Origin of the sequence: Paenarthrobacter sp. NPDC090522 (assembly GCF_044769225.1) — a bacterium.
Taxonomy (GTDB): domain Bacteria; phylum Actinomycetota; class Actinomycetes; order Actinomycetales; family Micrococcaceae; genus Arthrobacter.
The window spans coordinates 1-17418 of sequence record NZ_JBIVXL010000020.1; the positions used below are offsets into that span (position 1 = coordinate 1).

The window sequence follows — 17418 nt, forward strand, 5'->3', positions numbered from 1 at the left end:
GCCGGTGCCACGTTCACCGCGAGCCACAACCCGGCCGAATACAACGGCATCAAGATGGCCAAGGCCGGCGCCCAGCCCATTTCTTCCGAAAGTGGCCTGAAGGAGATCCAGGCCCTGGCCGAGGAATACCTGAACCAGGGCAGCATCCCGGCAGGGGCCAGGCGCGGCCAGATCGGCGTGCGGGATGTCCTGAAGGACTACGCCGAGTACCTGCGCAAGCTCGTGGACCTTTCCGGGTCGCGGCGTTTGAAGGTTGTTGTGGATGCCGGCAACGGCATGGCCGGTTTGACCACCCCGGCAGTGTTGGGCGACAAGCTGCTCCCCGGCCTGCCTTTTGAGATCGTTCCGCTGTACTTCGAGCTGGATGGTTCGTTCCCGAACCACCCCGCCAACCCTTTGGAACCGGAGAACCTGCGCGACCTCCAGGCAGCGGTCCTCAAGCACGGCGCCGACATCGGCCTGGCCTTCGACGGCGATGCCGACCGGTGCTTCGTGGTCGACGAGAAGGGCGAGCCTGTATCGCCGTCGGCCATCACCGGCATGGTGGCCCGCCGGGAAATCGCCCGCGCGAAGGCGGCCGGCGAAGAAACCCCGGTGATCATCCACAACCTGCTGACGTCCAAGGCCGTGCCGGAACTCGTGGCCCAGGACGGTGGCCGCGCGGTCCGTACCCGCGTGGGCCACTCCTTCATCAAGGCAGTGATGGCCCAAGAGGGTGCAGTTTTTGGTGGAGAGCACTCGGCACACTTCTACTTCCGTGACTTCTGGAACGCAGACACCGGCATGCTGGCAGCCATGCATGTTCTGGCTGCGTTGGGTGAGCAGGACGGTCCGTTGTCCGAGCTCGGCCGCCAGTACGAACCCTACGTTTCCTCCGGTGAGATCAACTCGGAAATCGAGGACAAGGCCGCAGCCGTGGAACGCGTCCGTGCTGATTTCGCCTCCGAAGACATTGAGATTGACCACATGGATGGCAGCACCTTCAGCGCCAAGGACGGCAGCTGGTGGTTCAACCTCCGCCCTTCCAACACCGAGCCCTTCCTCCGGCTGAACGCCGAAGCCAAGGACCACGCCACCATGGAAAAGATCCGCGACCGCGTCCTGGCAATCGTCCGGGGCTAGCAACGCAGAGGAATACTGACACCATGAGCCAAACACCTCAAGCAACGGGGCAACCGGCTGGACAAGACTCCAACCCTGACCAGGACCGCGAGCTCTGCGACACCCTGGGCACCGCCATTGGCACGGCCCAGGAACACCTGCTCCAGAACGGCGGCTTCCTCCCCTTCGGCATCACGCTGTCCCACGACGGCGAGCTCCGCATCGTCCTGGTCACCCCGAACGAGCCGGATGAGAACGGTGAGCTGGACGCGGAACAAATGCTGTCCGACGTCCAGGAGCTGTTGCGCCAAGGCCGTGACGGCTACCGGGCCGTCGCCATTGCGTACGACGTCTCCTTGCCGGACCATGGATCGGACGGCATCACCGGGGCAGCCGAGCACCGGGATGGCGGCGTCCTGGCCGCCATTGTTCCCTACACGCAAACCAACGACGGTTTCACCTTCGGCGCCATGGAAGCGGATTCCCACGAGCCCACCATCTGGGTGGACTAGACCTCACGACGTTAGGCAAAAGCCATGAAGATCAACGCGTTCGCAGATGTGAGCCTCCGCGCTGTCATGGTCCTGGCAGCAGCTCCCGACGGAACGCTGTTGACCACACAGGCTGTGGCGGATGCTGTTGGCACGCCCTACAACCACGTCAGCAAGGCCATGGTCCGGCTCCGGGAGCTCGGGCTGATCGATGTTGAACGCGGACGGCTGGGCGGCTCGCGCTTGAACGCCTCGGGAAGGAAGGCCACCGTAGGCCAACTCCTCCGCCAACTCGACAGCCGCCAGGACCCGGCCGAGTGCCAGTCCCCCAACGGCGACTGCCCCCTCCTCACCGAGTGCGGGCTCCGCCACGCCATGAAGCGGGCACGGGAAGCCTTCTACCGGGAGCTCGATGGCGTGGTGATTGCGTCACTGCCGCACGCCCGCCAGATGGCCCCGGTATTCCAAACCATAGGACTGCGGCCACAGTTCCAGGCCGGGATATCCCCAGCAACCGAAGCCACGGTCGCCGCTCCGTAACACCCTTCCGCGACACACTGCGTCGCGATTTGCACATCTTTTCTACGAGGAGTAGAAATTGAGCTGTAAATACACGCATTTCAAATACGCATATTTACCGCTCGCGTCCGGACAACCAGCCGGACCCCAACCCCAGGAGAACCATGCTCTCGGAGAAGTCCCGCCCCATCATTGAAGCCACTCTTCCGCTGGTCGGATCGCGGATTGGCGAGATCACCGCTGATTTTTACAACCGCCTCTTCACCGCTCACCCCGAACTCCTGGATGGGCTTTTCAGTCGCTCCAACCAGCGCTCGGGAGAGCAGCAGAAGGCCTTGGCCGGGAGCATCGCCGCGTTCGCGACCCACCTGGTGAACAACCCGGGAACCCTTCCGGAGAAGGTACTCTCCCGCATCGCCCACAAGCACGCCTCCTTGGGGATCACCGAGGTACAGTACGGAGTGGTCTATGAGTATCTGTTCGCCGCCATCGCCGCTGATCTGGCTGACGTCATTACTCCAGAGATCGCCGAGGCGTGGACCGAGGTCTACTGGCTTATGGCCGATGCGCTGATCAATCTGGAGAAGGACCTCTACGCAGCCCAGGCCAACACGATGATGTGGATGCCGTGGCGGGTGGTGGCCAAGGAATCCGCGGGCAAGGACTCCATGACCTTCACCCTGGAACCCGCCGATGATACGCCCGTCACCGCGGCAAAGCCCGGCCAGTACGTCAGCGTCAAGGTGACGCTACCCGATGGCCTCCGCCAGGTCCGCCAGTACTCACTCTCCGGCAGCGCCGGCAGCAGCCGGATTTTCACCACCAAGCTCAACGACGGCGGCGAGGTGTCCACCGCCCTTCATACCGCCGTCGAGCCCGGCGACATCCTGGAAATCTCCAACCCGTACGGCGAGATCACGCTCAAGGAAGGCGACGGCCCCGTAGTCCTTGCCTCGGCGGGGATCGGCTGCACCCCCACGGCGTCCATCCTGCGCTCCCTCGCGGACACCGGTACGGAACGCGATGTCCTGGTGCTGCACGCCGAACGGTCCATGGAGAGCTGGGCACTCAGCGGCCAGATGACCGCGGACGCTGCGAGGATCGATGCCCAACTGCAGCTCTGGCTCGAGACCCCGCAGTCCGGCGCCAAAGAAGGTTTCATGTCCCTGCGCGAAGTCGACCTGCCCGCGGATGCCTCGCTGTACCTCTGCGGCCCACTGCCCTTCATGAAGAAGATCCGGGACGAAGCCATCGAGGCGGGCATTCCGGCCACCCGTATCCACTACGAAGTCTTCGGCCCGGACGTCTGGCTCGCCAACTAACGCGTAAACCACGACGACGGCCTGTCACCTTTCCAGCGAAAGGCGACAGGCCGTCGTCGTGCACTTAAGGACGCCGTTGTCCCTAAGGGGTCTAGGCCAGGCGGCTCTTCAGGCCATCCAGCTCGGACTGGAGCGCCGCCGGGAGCGATCCACCGAAGTTGGCGAACCATTCCTCGATGGAGGCGAGCTCGGTTGCCCACTCGTCGGCGTCAACGCGAACCGCGGCTTCAACTTCTGCCGGGGTCATGTCCAGGCCTTCCAGGTCGATCGAGTCGCCGGTCGGAACGAAGCCGATCGGGGTCTCCACCGCGTCGGCCTTGCCCTCGAGGCGCTCGATGGCCCATTTGAGCACACGGGCGTTGTCCCCGAAGCCGGGCCAGGCGAAGCCACCCTCGGCCGTGCGGCGGAACCAGTTGACCAGGAAGATCTTCGGCAGGCGCTCCGGGTTGCCCTTGGCCGACAGGTTGACCCAGTGGTTCAGGTAGTCGCCGGCGTCGTAGCCGATGAACGGCAGCATGGCCATGGGGTCGCGGCGGACAACACCAACTGCTCCGGCCGCGGCAGCAGTGGTCTCCGAGGAGAGCGTGGAGCCCATGAAGATGCCGTTGGACCAGTCGCGGGCCTCGGTGACCAGCGGGATGGTGGTCTTGCGGCGGCCACCGAACAGGATGGCGGAGAGCTCAACACCCTCGGGGCTGAAGTACTCTTCGGCCAGCATGTCGATCTGGTCGATCGGCGTGCAGAAGCGGGAGTTCGGGTGGGCTGCAGGCTTGTCCGAGTCCGGAGTCCAGGACTCACCGCGCCAGTCGGTCAGGTGGGCCGGGGTTTCCTCGGTCATGCCTTCCCACCAGACGCCGCCGTCATCGGTCAGCGCAACATTCGTGAAGATGCTGTTGCCCTTGGCGATGGCGCGCATGGCGTTCGGGTTGGTGCCCCAACCGGTGCCCGGTGCAACACCGAACAGGCCGGCTTCGGGGTTGACGGCGCGAAGTTCGCCTTCCTTGCCGAAGCGCATCCAGGTGATGTCGTCACCCAGGGTCTCGACCTTCCAGCCCTTGATGGTGGGGTCGAGCAGCGCGAGGTTGGTCTTGCCGCAAGCGGACGGGAAGGCAGCGGAGACGTAGTAGGTCTTCTGCTCCGGGGAGGTCAGCTTGAGGATGAGCATGTGCTCAGCCAGCCAGCCCTCATCGCGGGCCATGACCGAGGCGATACGCAGTGCGTAGCACTTCTTGCCCAGCAGGGCGTTGCCGCCGTAGCCGGAGCCGAAGGACCAGATGGAGCGCTCTTCGGGGAAGTGGACAATCCACTTTTCCGGGTTGCACGGCCACGCAACATCAGCCTGCCCGGCTTCCAGCGGTGCGCCCAGGGAGTGCAGGGCGGGAACGAAGAAGGCGTCGGTCTGGGTGATGCGGTCCAGGACGTCCGTGCCGATGCGGGCCATGATGCGCATGGAAGCCACGACGTAGGCGGAGTCGGTGATCTCAACGCCGAACTTGGGGTCTTCAGCATCCAAGTGGCCCATGACGAACGGGATGACGTACATGGTGCGGCCGCGCATGGAGCCGGCGAACAGTCCGCGCAGCTTCTGCTTCATCTCGGCCGGGGCCATCCAGTTGTTGGTGAAGCCTGCATCGCGCTCGTTCTCGGAGCAGATGAAGGTCTGCTCTTCAACACGGGCAACGTCTGCAGGATCGGAGAACGCTGCGAAGGAGTTCGGGAACGTTTCCGGGTTGAGCCGCTTCAGGGTGCCGGCCTCGACGAGCTCGTCGGTCAGCTTCTTGTTTTCTGCTTCGCTACCGTCAACCCAGTGGATGCGGTCCGGCTGGGTCAGCTCGGCAACTTCCTCAACCCAGGCCAGCAGGCGTGCATGCGTAGTAGGTGCCTTCTCAAGCAGCGGCAGTCGCGCCAGATCGCCCATTGCGGTTCCCTTCCCTCGGGTTCGGTGGTGTGTCCTAAACGATAGGGGGCGCGGACCAGACCAATCCGCTGTCAGACATCGGACAACCAAGGAACCAAAAACAAAAACCGCGGAAATTCAAGGATCTGCGTTTCAAGACGCTCGTTTTAAGTGACGAAGGTCACCTAGACCGGTCTAGTTAGCTAGATTACAGCTTTCCGATTTGGAACTTCACATGAACTTCTGTAAAGTTTATTGAGGTTCGAGGGGGTCAGAGAAACAGACCGCCGAGAATCACGCGAAATGCGCCCATAGCTCAGCTGGATAGAGCGTCTGTCTACGGAACAGAAGGTCAGGGGTTCGAATCCCTTTGGGCGCACAAATGAAGACCCGCACCGGTTCGCCGGTGCGGGTCTTTTGCTTTCCCCACGCGTACCCAACTACACGCCTCCCCAACTAAGTCGCAGTTGTGCGCGTTTAGCGCCCTCTAAACGCGCACAACTGCGACCCAGTTGGGCGGCCGCGCCGGTAAGGCGAGGGCCGCCGTCGTACTTTACGTAAAGTACGACGGCGGCCCTTGCCTTTTGAATACAAATACGGCTGGGTGCCGCGCAGCTCAGGTGCCCGGAGCGAACGGCGTTGGCGGGGCGTAAGCCCGGCGGCGGGCCCGTGGGAGCGGATGGACAGGCGCGGCCTGGCCCACCACGTTGGTTAAAGTGCCAAGCCGGTCGACCGTCAGGCTTACAGAGTCACCTGCCTTGAGCGGTGGTGGCGTCTGGGAACCGTACCAACCCCAGAACTCGGCGAGGCAGCCGCCACCGCCCGTGCCGGAGCCGAGGACATCCCCACGCCGCACCCACGTTCCGCGGCTGGCATAGGCCACCAACTCAGCGAAGCTCCACGCCATGTTGGCCAGGGAATCCGTGGCCAACACCTGTCCGTTAATAGACACGCTCATGCCAAGGTCCAGGAAGCCATCCGAGGTGGCATCCGCAACCTCGTCCTTGGTAACGAAGAAGGGGCCCAGCGAGGTGGCCGTGTCCTTGCCCTTGGCGGGCCCCAGCCCTACAGCCATTTCGGCGCGCTGCAGATCGCGGGCGGACCAGTCGTTCAAGATCATGTAGCCGACGATGTGTTCCTCGGCTTCCTCCACCGAGAGGTTGTATCCGTCAGCGCCTATCACGGCGGCTACTTCCAGTTCGAAGTCGAATTGCCGCGTGCCCGGCGCCATCGGGACGGTGGCCTTGTGGCCAACGGCCGCGTGCGGATTCGTAAAGTAGAACGCGGGGGCCTCGTACCAGGCCGGGGGTATGCCCTTGTCCGGAGCAACGGAGCGGAGGGCACCCACCGTGTGCTGCTCAAAGGTGATGAAGTCCCGGATGCTCGTGACCTCAAACGGCGGTAGCAGCTCGGCGTCCTGCAGGTCCACCAGCGCACCGCTGGAGGACTGCCAGGGCCAGGCAATCACATCGAAGGCCTCGAGGCCCTCCGGGTAAAGCCGGCCCGAAACCAAACCGTCGTCGGCCAGCCCAAGGCGAGGTACGCCGTCGTGCATCATCCGGAAGAACTTCACCGCAGAACCTCCTCATCAAGGATCGCGACGGCACGGGTCCAGCCAGCGGAGGCACCGTGGACCTTCACCGGGAAGCAGGAGACCTGGAAACCAGCGCTCGGAAGGATCTCCAGGTTGGTGAGCTTTTCGATGTGGCAGTATCCGATCTCCATGCCTGCTTTGTGCCCTTCCCAGATCAGGTCGTTATTGCCGGTTTCCACATATCGCTTAGCGGTATGGATGAACGGGGCATCCCAGCTCCAGGCATCGGTACCGGTCACCCGGACGCCTCGGCTGGTCAGGTAGAGCGTCGCTTCACGGCCCATGCCGCACCCTGTTGAGAGGTAGTCGTCCAACCCGTAGCGGGTGCCGGCAGCGGTGTTGACCAGGACGATGTCCCCCGGGGCGAGTTCATGGCCAATCCGGTCCAGTTCCGCTTCCACATCCGACGCTGTGGCAACGTACCCGTCTTCAAATGTCCGGAAGTCCAGCTTCACTCCCCTGCCGAAGCACCATTCCAGCGGAACCTCGTCGATGGTGATGGCCCGCGCACCGCCGTCCATGGTGGAGGCGTAGTGGTAGGGGGAGTCCAGGTGTGTTCCGGTGTGGGTAGTGGCTGTGATTCGCTCGATGGCCCAGCCTTCCCCTCCGGGCAAGTCGGACTCGGCCAGGCCGGGAAAGAAGGAGACCAGATCGCGGGCGGTTTCCTGATGATCGAAGTATTCGATCTCCGGGGTCAGGCCTGGAGGATCGGAGGCGATGTTGGCCCTGAGGCTGACGGACAGGTCTACGAGCTTAGGCATGCGTGGCGGGTTCCTTGTCTGGATATGTTTCGGCGACAGCGGCTGTGTGCGTCTGCGGGAGGAAGAACATGAGGCAGGCGCCCAGCAGGAACACCGCCCCGGAGAGGATGAGACCGGAAGAGAACCCCCAAGAGGCCGCGATTCCGCCCATGGCCAAGGGTGCAAAGGCTGCGACGCCGCGTCCGATGTTGAAACAGAAACCGGCGCCGGTGGTACGGATCCTCGCGGGATACAACTCGCCAAGGTACGAACCGAAAAGCCCGGCGAAGGTCATGAAGAAGGCATAGAGCGGCCCCATCCAGAGCAGGACTGCTTGGTGGGTGACCAGCCCATAGAGAGGCATCAGCACACCCGTTCCTGCAAGGGAGAGAATGATCGCGTTGCGGCGGCCGATTTTGTCAGCTACCCAACCGAAAGCGAGGTACCCAAGGAACATGCCCAGGTTCAGTACGGTCATGAAAAGGCTCACTTGCCGTGGGTCCAGTCCCCGTTCGCTGGAAAGGTAGCTGGGCAGCCACGTGGAAGCGCCATAGAAACCAATGAAGGCGCAGACAGCCACCAAGGTGGCAATGATGGTGCGGCGCCGGTATGGACCAGTGAACAGTTCCCGTGCGGTCACGCTGGCAGGGCGGCCGACGGCGGCCGAACGCGCCGCGCGCTCGACGAGCCAGGCTTTGGACTCCGGGAAGAAGAACACCACCATCAGCAATGGAACCAGCGCCGACAACCCGGTGACCAGGAAGAGCAGCCGCCAATCCGGCATGAAGAATCCGGCAATCAAAGCCGCACTTGCTCCACCCAACGGATAGGCCGCCAAGACGAAAGCGACAGCCCGCCCGCGCTGCGAGGGCGGCCAGGATTCAACGATGTAGGTGGACAGAACGGACCACACACCGCCCAAGCCAATGCCGGCAAGGAACCTCAAAGCCACGAACACCCCATAATTGGGCACCACAAAGAGGGCCGAGGTCAGTGCCACGAAGACCACCATGGACACGATCAGCGCGACGCGCCGGCCACGGTTGTCAGCCAGCCATCCCGTGATCACGCTTGAGCAGCCCATGCCCAGGAGCGTGGCGGTGGCCAGCAAGCCTCCTGCCAAGGGCGTCAGCCCCAGCTCGGCACTGATGGCCGGCAAGGCGAAGGAAAGCACTGCGATTTCGAGGGCATCGAAGAGGTAGATGACGAACGATCCAAGGAGGATGAACCATGTGGTTCCACGTTTCATGGTGGAAATCCCTTCTTAAGCGGGCGACGTTGCCCGGCGCGAAACAGAATTTATACACTCATTCAGTTTCTGGATGGGATAGAATTTATACACCTATTCAGTTTGTGTCAACGACCGTCGGGAACGGAGCTATAGGCTGGAAACCATGTCCACAGAAGTGCAAGGGAATACCGCGGGAACACGTCGGCGCGAGCAGATCCTTGATGTCGCGGTCAGGATGTTCGCGGACCGGGGTTTCGAAGCAACCACCATGCGTGCCGTCGCCGAGGACATAGGCACGACGGCGCCGCTGGTGATCTACCACTTCGCCACCAAGCTGGATCTTTACAAGGCAGTCTTCGCCCGCTACCAACACCTCAACGAAGAACGCCGCCGTGAGGTACTCACCGTCGACACCTCGGCGGGTGACGCCGTCGAACGAATCGTCGAAGCGTTCCTCCTGCCAACGTTGCGGGCGCAGGAAACACCGGATGGAAAACTCTTCGCGCGGCTTGTCCTCCGGGAGGCTTCAGATCCGGCGGCCCATGAACGCGGCATCCTCGCCGAGTACTTCGATCCCATGGCGCGGGACTTCATTACGGTGATGCGCCAGGCGTTGCCGGACAAGCCGCGGGGTTTCCACGAATGGGCCTACCTTTTTGGCGTCGGCGCGCTCACGGGTACTGCGCTTCCGCACCGGATCGCGTCGCTCTCGGACCAGGACAACATCAACGAGTTCCGCTACGACTACCTGCGCTCAGTCCTGGTGGCCGGCTGGCGCGGCTAGCACCCAACTAAGTCGCATTAGTGCGCGTTATGAGCCCTCAAAACGCGCACAACTGCGACCCAGTTGGGTGGCCACGACGATAACGCTAGGGCCGCCGTCGTACTTTTGCGGAAAGCACGACGGCGGCCCTTGCGTTTGCGTGCGCTACTCGCCAACGGCCTCGCTGATGCGGCGGCGGATGCCGTCGAAGTGGCGGTTCAGGAGCTCGGCTGCGAGCACCTTGTCCCCGGCAGCGACGGCGGCGTAGATGTTGCGATGGATGGCTGCGGTCTTGACCAGGTCCTCGTTACCCGCGCCGATCTCTACATGGATCTTCCGGTAGACCTTCCAGAACACACCCATGAGGTTGATCAGGAGTTCGTTGTTCAGGGGCTCGAAGAGGCGGCGGTGGAACTCGGCATCGGCGGCAACGAAGTTTTCGCCGGCAGCGGCCAGGTCTTCCATCTGCTTGACGGCTTCCTCGATCAGGGCAAGCTGATCGGGGGTCATGACGTCGATGGACGTGCCAATGAGTCCGGATTCGAGCGCCTGCCGGACATCCACCAATTGCAGGGCTTCGAGACCTTGGTGCCGCAGAGACAAACGTCCGCGGAACGTGAGGCCGTCGGCCAGCGCGTCGAAGTTGCTGGGGGCCACGAACATGCCGAAACCGTGGCGGATCTCGATGACACCCAGAGCCTGGAGCACCTTCAGGGACTCACGGAGCGTGTTCCGCCCAACACCCAGAGCAACCGACAGCTCGCTTTCCGTGGGCAAGGGATCGCCGGCTTCGAGTTCGCGTTCGAGGATCAGCTCCATAATGCCCGACTGCAAAGCACGCAGGCGTGCCTGTGCACTGAACCGCGCTTGCGGAACCACACCGGAAGTTGTCATGGCGCTCTCCTTGCCAATGCGCTCTCCCGTCAGTGCCGGGCAGCGCGGTGTTAATATTGAGGCGAGCTTAGCGCCCACCACAGAATGAGTGACTCGCAACATACAATATCGGATGTCCCACGTCCTTGATAAGTGTGTAGCGGGAATTCCTCGGATTTCCCGCCATTACTGGCCTGTACCGCCGGTCACGGAGGCCCCGCCAGCTCCCCCGGCACCCGACTCCCGCTTGACGTTCCGTTGTGACCGCCCTTACAGTTTCCATACGAGCATCGGACGTCCTACATCCGATAACCCACGAAACTCGAATGGTGAGGCACCCTATGAGCAAGACGATCCACAGCCTGCCGCTGGTCAACGACGCCAGCCGCCGGAACTTCCTGAAGCTAAGCGGCGCAGTTGGTGCAGCAGCCGCCTTCACGGCAACCCTTTCTGCGTGCGGCGGCGCTGCCAGCACTACCACCAGCAACGCAAGCAACACGGCGGCGGTGAACAAGGACCTCATCATCGAGGCGGGCATCTCCTACGCCCTGTCCACGGGCTTCGACCCGCTGAGCTCCTCCGGCGCAACGCCCATGGCCGCCAACCTGCACATCTTCGAAGGCCTCATCGAACTGCACCCGGCCACCCGCCAGCCCTACAACGCCCTCGCGGCATCGGACCCCAAGAAGGTCAACGACACCACCTACCAGGTGACCATCCGCGACGGCGCCAAGTTCCACGACGGCTCCCCCGTCACCACCGAAGACGTTGCTTTCTCCTTCACCCGCGTGATGGACCCGGCCAACAAGTCGCTGTTCTCCCAGTTCATTCCGTTCATCCAGGACGTCAAGCCGGTGGATGCGAAGACCGTGGAATTCACGCTCAAGTACGCCTTCCCCGGCTTCGGCCCGCGCATTTCCGTGGTCAAGATCGTTCCCAAGGCACTCGCCACCGACCTCAAAGCCTTCGACGCCAAGCCGGTGGGCTCCGGCCCGTACAAGCTGGTGTCCGCGGTCAAGGACGACAAGATCGTGTTCGAGGCGTTCGCGGACTACAACGGCCCCAAGCCCGCCCTGGCCAAGGGCATGAACTGGTTGCTGCTCTCCGACGCCGCAGCCCGCGTCACCGCAGTCCAGTCCGGCCGCGTCCAGGCCATTGAGGACGTTCCCTACCTGGACGTGGACGGCTTGAAGTCCAAGGTCAAGGTGGAGTCCGTCCAGTCCTTCGGCCTGCTGTTCCTCATGTTCAACTGCGCCAAGGCTCCGTTCGACAACAAGCTGGTCCGCCAGGCCCTGCACTACGGCATGGACAAGGAAGCCATCATCAAGAAGGCCCTGTTCGGCAACGCCAAGGCCGCCAGCTCGTACTTCCAGGAAGGCCACCCGGACTACGTCAAGGCCAAGAACGTCTACGGCTACGACGCCTCCAAGGCTGCCGACCTCCTGAAGCAGGCCGGAGTCAGCAACCTCGAATTCGAGTTGCTGACCACTGACACCGCCTGGGTCAAGGACGTTGCTCCGCTGATCCTCGAATCCTGGAACAAGATCCCCGGCGTCAAGGTCACCGTCAAGAACCTGCAGTCCGGTGCCTTGTACAGCGACCGCGTGGGCAAGGGCGATTACACCGTGGTCGCAGCCCCCGGCGATCCGTCCGTCTTCGGCAACGACGCGGACCTGCTCCTGAGCTGGTTCTACTCGGGAGCCACCTGGATGGAAAAGCGTGCCTTCTGGACCACCCCGGAGCGTATCAAGCTGCAGGACCTCATGAACAAGGGTTCGCAGGCCTCCGGCGATGAGGCCAAGAAGACCGTGGGTGAAATCGTGGACCTGGTCTCCGAGGAACTTCCGCTCTACCCGATCTTCCACCGCCAGCTTCCCAGCGCGTGGGACGAGAAGAAGCTCAACGGCTTCAAGCCGCTGCCCACCACAGGCCTGTCGTTCGTCGACGTCGGACGAACCGCCTAGTTCCTTGTGAGGCCTGCTCTGTGCGCTAAAACCCCCAAGTAGCACGCAGGGCAGGCCCCGCAAGCCAAGAAATTCCCAACCTACCGGAGAACAAATTGGTCACGATATTGCGTCTGCTTGGCCGCAGACTTGCAGCCTTGCCATTGATGATCCTGGGCATCACGTTGCTCGTCTTCCTCGTCCTGCAGGCCGCTCCCGGCGACCAGGCCAGCTCGGCCCTCGGTGACGGGGCCAGCGAAGAAGCGAAGCAGCAGTACCGCCAGGAGAATGGCCTCAACGATCCCCTGGTCCTGCAGTACTTCCGCTTCCTCGGCAAGCTCCTGCAGTTCGATCTCGGGGTCACCACTCCCCCTGCCAAGTCCGTCGCTTCCATGATCGGTTCGGCTTTCCCCCTGACGTTGCAGCTGACGTTCCTGGGCGTCGTGATCGCGATCGTCCTGTCCCTCGCCTTCGGCATCCTCGGCGCCCTGTATCGCGACAAGTGGCAGGACCAACTGGTACGCGTCTTCTCGATCGCCGCAATCGCCACGCCGTCGTTCTGGCTCGGCATCCTGCTCATCCAGTGGTTCGCGCTCGGCGAGAACCCGATGTTCCCCTCGGGCGGAATTGCGACGCCGGAATCCGGCTTTGGCGGTTGGCTCAACTCCATGGCGCTCCCGGCTTTGGCGCTCGGCATTCCCGTGTCCGCCTCACTGATCCGAGTGGTCCGCACCTCCATGGTGGAAGAGCTGGACCGCGACTATGTCCGCACGGCCATCGGCAACGGTGTCCCCTACCGCGAGGTCGTGTCCAAGAACGTCCTCCGCAACGCGCTCGTCACCCCGGTGACCGTACTGGGACTCCGCGTCGGCTACCTGCTGGGTGGCGCCGTCGTGATTGAAATGATTTTCGCCCTGCCCGGCATGGGCCAACTCATCCTCAACGGCATCACCAACCTGGACGTCAACCTGGTCCAGGGCGTGGTGCTCACCATCTCCGTCACCTTCGTACTGGTGAACATCGTGGTGGACCTTCTTTACCTGCTCATCAACCCCCGAATCAGGACGGTATAGCTCATGCGCAGCAAGCTCGCAGATCGGCTAAGCGCCCCGGGCCTTCGTTTCAAAGCCCTGCCCTGGGGATCGCGTATCGCCCTGCTCTTCCTCATCCTCATTGTCCTCGCCGCCATCCTGGCGCCGGTCCTGGCGCCCCATGATCCGCTGGAGACCTTCATTCCGGCCACCCCGCCGGGTGCCGAGCACTTCTTCGGCACCGACCGGTTGGGTCGCGACATCTTCTCCCGGCTCCTGTTTGGCGCGCAGTCTTCGCTCATGATCGGCCTCGGTGCCGTGGGTCTCGCGATCCTGGTGGGCGCGCTTCTGGGGTCGTTCGCCGCGACGTCCAGCAAGTCCGTGAACGAGATCATCATGCGCATCATGGATATCCTGATGGCCTTCCCGGGCATCGCCCTGGCAGCAGTACTCCTGGCAGCGTTTGGCAACTCCGTCCCGACCATCATCATCGCGATTGCCATCATCTACACCCCGCAGCTGGCCCGCGTGGTCCGCGCCAACGTCCTGGCCCAGTACGGCGAAGACTACGTCCGGGCAGAGCGGGTCATGGGTGCCGGCCGGTTCTACATCCTGGTCAAGCACATCGTCCGCAACACCGCTGCTCCCGTGCTGGTGTTCGCCACCGTCATGGTGGCCGACGCGATCATCCTCGAAGCCTCCCTGTCCTTCCTGGGCGCGGGCGTGCAGGATCCTGCTCCGTCGTGGGGCAACGTGATTTCCTACGGCCGCAACCTGGTCCTGTCCGGTGGCTGGTGGGCCACCACCTTCGCCGGCCTCACCATCCTGCTGACCGTACTGTCCCTGAACATCCTCGCCGAGGGCCTTACCGACGCGATGGTCAACCCCAAGCTTCGCCGGGCTCCCGTGGTGAAGGACGACGACGGTTCCTCCGCCTCCGTGACCGTGGACACCGAGGTGGCAACGTCAGTTGCCCAGCCTTCCGTTGTTGAGGAACACGAGCTCGACGGCGTGCGCGCAGCTTCCGGCCTGGGGGCCGGTTCCGGGGGCAGCCAGTCAGACCTGCTCACCGATGTTCGGACAGACACCGCCAACCCGCACCTCCTCCTGGACCGGGAACTTGCGTTGCTGGCAGAAATCGAAGCGAAGCGCACCGACCGCCTCCCGCAGGTACCGGCAGGCGCACGCAACGTCCTCGAGGTGAAGAACCTGTCCATCCGTTTCCCCGGCCGCTTCGGCGACACCGCGATCGTGGACAACGTGTCCTTCACGGTCCGGGAAGGCGAAACCATGGGACTGGTCGGCGAGTCCGGCTGCGGCAAGTCCATCACCTCGCTGGCCGTCATGGGCCTCCTCCCGAAAACCGCGGAGGTCACCGGATCCATCAAATTCGATGGCAAGGAACTCCTGGACGCCAACACCAAGCACAGCAACCCGAAAGCCTACGTTGGCCTCCGCGGTGAGCAGATCGCCATGGTCTACCAGGACGCGTTGAGTTCCTTGAACCCGTCCATGAAGATCAAGGAGCAAATGGAGCAGCTCACCAAGCGTGGCGGCAGGAAGACCCCGGCCGAACTGCTGGAAATGGTGAAGTTGGATCCCGTCCGGACACTCGCGAGTTACCCGCACGAACTCTCGGGTGGCCAACGCCAGCGCGTGCTGATTGCCATGGCCCTGTCCCGTTCGCCGAAAATCGTGGTTGCTGACGAGCCCACCACTGCGCTGGACGTCACGGTGCAGAAGCAGGTTGTGGACCTCCTCAACGAACTCCGTGAGCAACTCGGATTCGCCATGGTGTTCGTCAGCCACGACCTCGCCCTGGTCGCCTCGCTGGCCCACCGCATCACCGTGATGTACGCCGGCCAGGTAGTGGAATCCGCACAGGCTTCGGAGCTCCTGCAGAACCCCAAGCACGAATACACCCGGGGCTTGCTCGGCGCCGTGCTCTCCATCGAAGCCGACGCCACGCGGCTCCACCAGATCCCCGGCACGGTTCCTTCGCCGCGCGATTTCGCCACGGGCGACCGTTTCGCGGCGCGCTCACTGCGGCCCGACGCCGATCCCCACCAGAAACTGGTCCTCACCTCCGTGGCGTCAAGCAGCGGCGAAGACACCGATCACTACTGGGCGAGCCACCTGAAGGAGGACGCGAAGTGAGCACACCAGTCATCGAGCTCAAGGACGTCAAGGTCTATCACCGGGCACGCACCGGCGGGCTGTTCCGGCCCAACATCGTCAAGGCCGTTGACGGGGTGGACTTCAGCATCAGCCGCGGCGAAACCGTAGGCATCGTTGGTGAGTCCGGCTGCGGCAAGTCCACGCTCGCGTCAGTGCTCGTGGGACTCCAGCCCCCGACGTCGGGAAATGTCCTGTTCCACGGAAAGCCGGCCATCAAGCGCAGCGCGGCCATGCGCCGCGAGTTCGGCCGCTCCGTCTCCGTGGTGTTCCAGGATCCGTCCACGGCCCTGAACCCGCGCATGACCATCCAGGACATCCTCACCGATCCCCTGCAGGTCCACGGCATCGGCAACGCTTCCAGCCGCGCCGCCAAGGTCCGCGAACTGTTGGCGCTGGTTGGCTTGCCGCAATCGGCGGCCGAAGTGACGCCGTCGCAAGTTTCCGGCGGCCAGCGCCAGCGCGTGGCGATCGCCCGCGCACTGGCGCTGGAACCGGACATCATTGTGGCGGACGAGCCGACGTCGGCCCTGGACGTCTCTGTCCGGGCGCAGGTGCTGAACCTGCTCTCCGACCTGAAGACGCAGCTGAACCTGGGCATGGTGTTCATTTCGCACGATATCCAGACCGTCCGCTACGTCTCGGACCGGATCTGCGTCATGTATTTCGGCAAGATCGTCGAACAAGGCACGGCCGCGCAGGTCTTCGACAATCCCAGCAACGACTACACCCGGAAGCTTCTGGGCGCCGCGCCCAGCCTGCTCCACATCTAGCTTTTCCCTTCACTAGTTACCAACAACGGAGATTTCTGTGTCCACTCAGTTCCAGGGCGTCATCCCCCCGGTCATCACGCCCCGCCACGCCGATGGCAGCATCGACACCCAGTCGTTGAAGAACGTCACCAAGCACCTGATCGACGGCGGTGTATCCGGGCTGTTCGTGCTGGGTTCCTCCGGCGAAGTCCCCTATATGACCAACGTTGAACGTGAACTGGTGGTCTCCACCATCGCCGACGCCAATGCCGGTGCAGTTCCCCTGATCGTGGGCGCGAACGAGCAAACCACCAACCGCGTCATCGAGGAAGCCCGCAAGGTGGTGGACCTCGGCGCAGACGCGATCGTGGTGACCTCCATGTACTACGCGATCGGCAACGTGGCGGAAACCGAGACCCACTTCCGCAGCATCCACGAGGCCATCCAGAAGCCCATCTTCGCCTACGACGTGCCCGTCCGCACGCACTTCAAGCTGCCCACGGACCTCCTGGTCCGCCTCGGCCGCGACGGTGTGATCGCCGGCGTGAAGGACTCCTCCGGCGACGATGTCTCCTTCCGCCAGTTGCTCCTCGCTGCCAAGGACATCCCCAATTTCGATATCTTCACGGGTCACGAAGTTGTAGTGGATGGCGCCCTCCTTGGCGGCGCGCAGGGCGTTGTCCCTGGCCTTGGCAACGTGGACCCCGCCGGCTACCGCCGCCTCTTCGACGCTGCGCAGGCCGGCGATTGGGTTGGCGCTGCACGCGAGCAGGACCGCTTGGCCGACGTCTTCGAGATCGTCTACACCCCCAACGGCCGCGTGTCCGGCGGCGCCGCTGGCCTTGGTGCCTTCAAGACCGCACTGCAGGTCATGGGAATTATCGAGTCCAACACCATGAGCTCGCCGATGCTGTCCCTGAACGAGACCGAAACCGCTGCGATCCGCGAAATCCTGGAGCGGAACGGGCTGGTCTAGCTTCCGATGA

Annotated in this window: 15 protein-coding genes and 1 tRNA gene; 11 read left to right on the plus strand and 5 right to left on the minus strand. The window is 63.3% G+C overall.

The annotated features are described in order from the left end of the window. The 4 genes from manB to ACIQT2_RS20145 form a co-directional block, all read left to right on the plus strand. On the plus strand, positions 1 to 1122 hold a 1122-nt coding region (gene manB / locus ACIQT2_RS20130), incomplete at its 5' end, for a phosphomannomutase/phosphoglucomutase (RefSeq protein ID WP_402950025.1). A 23-nt stretch (positions 1123 to 1145) separates the two neighbouring features. Further along, positions 1146 to 1613 (plus strand): hypothetical protein, encoded by a 468-nt coding sequence (locus tag ACIQT2_RS20135; protein WP_402950028.1) that lies wholly within the window; start codon positions 1146 to 1148, stop codon positions 1611 to 1613. A 24-nt stretch (positions 1614 to 1637) separates the two neighbouring features. Beyond that, entirely contained in the window at positions 1638 to 2132 is a 495-nt protein-coding gene (locus ACIQT2_RS20140; protein ID WP_397326018.1) for an RrF2 family transcriptional regulator, read from the plus strand. A 143-nt stretch (positions 2133 to 2275) separates the two neighbouring features. Further along, positions 2276 to 3433, plus strand: a complete 1158-nt coding sequence (locus ACIQT2_RS20145; protein ID WP_402950031.1) for a globin domain-containing protein — start codon at positions 2276 to 2278, stop codon at positions 3431 to 3433. 91 nt (positions 3434 to 3524) lie between these two features. Here ACIQT2_RS20145 and ACIQT2_RS20150 read toward each other — a convergent pair whose 3' ends face one another. Then, on the minus strand, positions 3525 to 5351 hold the full coding sequence (locus tag ACIQT2_RS20150) for a phosphoenolpyruvate carboxykinase (GTP) (protein ID WP_402950034.1): 1827 nt from the start codon (positions 5349 to 5351) through the stop codon (positions 3525 to 3527). 284 nt (positions 5352 to 5635) lie between these two features. Between ACIQT2_RS20150 and ACIQT2_RS20155 the strand changes: the two genes are divergently transcribed. Further along, positions 5636 to 5709 (plus strand) — tRNA-Arg (locus ACIQT2_RS20155). 237 nt (positions 5710 to 5946) lie between these two features. Here ACIQT2_RS20155 and ACIQT2_RS20160 read toward each other — a convergent pair. Genes ACIQT2_RS20160 through ACIQT2_RS20170 form a run of 3 tightly spaced genes read right to left on the minus strand, consistent with a single transcriptional unit; the run spans position 5947 to position 8913 of the window. After that, positions 5947 to 6903: a fumarylacetoacetate hydrolase family protein gene (locus ACIQT2_RS20160; protein ID WP_402950037.1), complete on the minus strand. Its 957-nt coding sequence runs from the start codon at positions 6901 to 6903 to the stop codon at positions 5947 to 5949. Then, complete coding sequence (locus tag ACIQT2_RS20165; RefSeq protein ID WP_402950040.1) at positions 6900 to 7685, minus strand: cyclase family protein; 786 nt, start codon at positions 7683 to 7685, stop codon at positions 6900 to 6902. Before ACIQT2_RS20165 ends, ACIQT2_RS20160 begins: the two co-directional genes overlap by 4 nt. After that, positions 7678 to 8913 carry an MFS transporter gene (locus ACIQT2_RS20170; RefSeq protein WP_402950043.1) on the minus strand — a complete coding sequence of 412 codons (1236 nt, stop codon included), beginning with the start codon at positions 8911 to 8913 and terminating at the stop codon, positions 7678 to 7680. Before ACIQT2_RS20170 ends, ACIQT2_RS20165 begins: the two co-directional genes overlap by 8 nt. A gap of 145 nt (positions 8914 to 9058) precedes the next feature. Here ACIQT2_RS20170 and ACIQT2_RS20175 point away from each other — a divergent pair, with 145 nt between their 5' ends. Continuing rightward, positions 9059 to 9679 carry a TetR/AcrR family transcriptional regulator gene (locus tag ACIQT2_RS20175; protein ID WP_402950045.1) on the plus strand — a complete coding sequence of 207 codons (621 nt, stop codon included), beginning with the start codon at positions 9059 to 9061 and terminating at the stop codon, positions 9677 to 9679. 144 nt (positions 9680 to 9823) lie between these two features. Here the strand turns inward: ACIQT2_RS20175 and ACIQT2_RS20180 are convergent, their stop codons facing one another. After that, on the minus strand, positions 9824 to 10552 hold the full coding sequence (locus ACIQT2_RS20180; RefSeq protein ID WP_402950048.1) for a FadR/GntR family transcriptional regulator: 729 nt from the start codon (positions 10550 to 10552) through the stop codon (positions 9824 to 9826). A gap of 320 nt (positions 10553 to 10872) precedes the next feature. Here ACIQT2_RS20180 and ACIQT2_RS20185 point away from each other — a divergent pair, with 320 nt between their 5' ends. The 5 genes from ACIQT2_RS20185 (at position 10873) to ACIQT2_RS20205 (ending at position 17408) form a co-directional block, all read left to right on the plus strand. Beyond that, positions 10873 to 12495, plus strand: coding sequence for an ABC transporter substrate-binding protein (locus ACIQT2_RS20185; protein WP_402950050.1), 1623 nt, complete (start codon positions 10873 to 10875; stop codon positions 12493 to 12495). Positions 12496 to 12590: 95 nt separating this feature from the next. Further along, positions 12591 to 13547, plus strand: coding sequence for an ABC transporter permease (locus ACIQT2_RS20190; RefSeq protein WP_402950053.1), 957 nt, complete (start codon positions 12591 to 12593; stop codon positions 13545 to 13547). Positions 13548 to 13550: 3 nt separating this feature from the next. Then, positions 13551 to 15662, plus strand: a complete 2112-nt coding sequence (locus ACIQT2_RS20195; protein WP_402950056.1) for a dipeptide/oligopeptide/nickel ABC transporter permease/ATP-binding protein — start codon at positions 13551 to 13553, stop codon at positions 15660 to 15662. Continuing rightward, the gene (locus ACIQT2_RS20200) at positions 15659 to 16453 is read left to right on the plus strand and encodes an ATP-binding cassette domain-containing protein (RefSeq protein ID WP_402950059.1); all 795 of its coding nucleotides are present in this window, start codon (positions 15659 to 15661) and stop codon (positions 16451 to 16453) included. The genes ACIQT2_RS20195 and ACIQT2_RS20200 overlap by 4 nt, the downstream gene beginning before the upstream one ends. A gap of 37 nt (positions 16454 to 16490) precedes the next feature. Continuing rightward, positions 16491 to 17408: a dihydrodipicolinate synthase family protein gene (locus ACIQT2_RS20205; RefSeq protein WP_402950062.1), complete on the plus strand. Its 918-nt coding sequence runs from the start codon at positions 16491 to 16493 to the stop codon at positions 17406 to 17408. Positions 17409 to 17418: the final 10 nt, after the last annotated feature.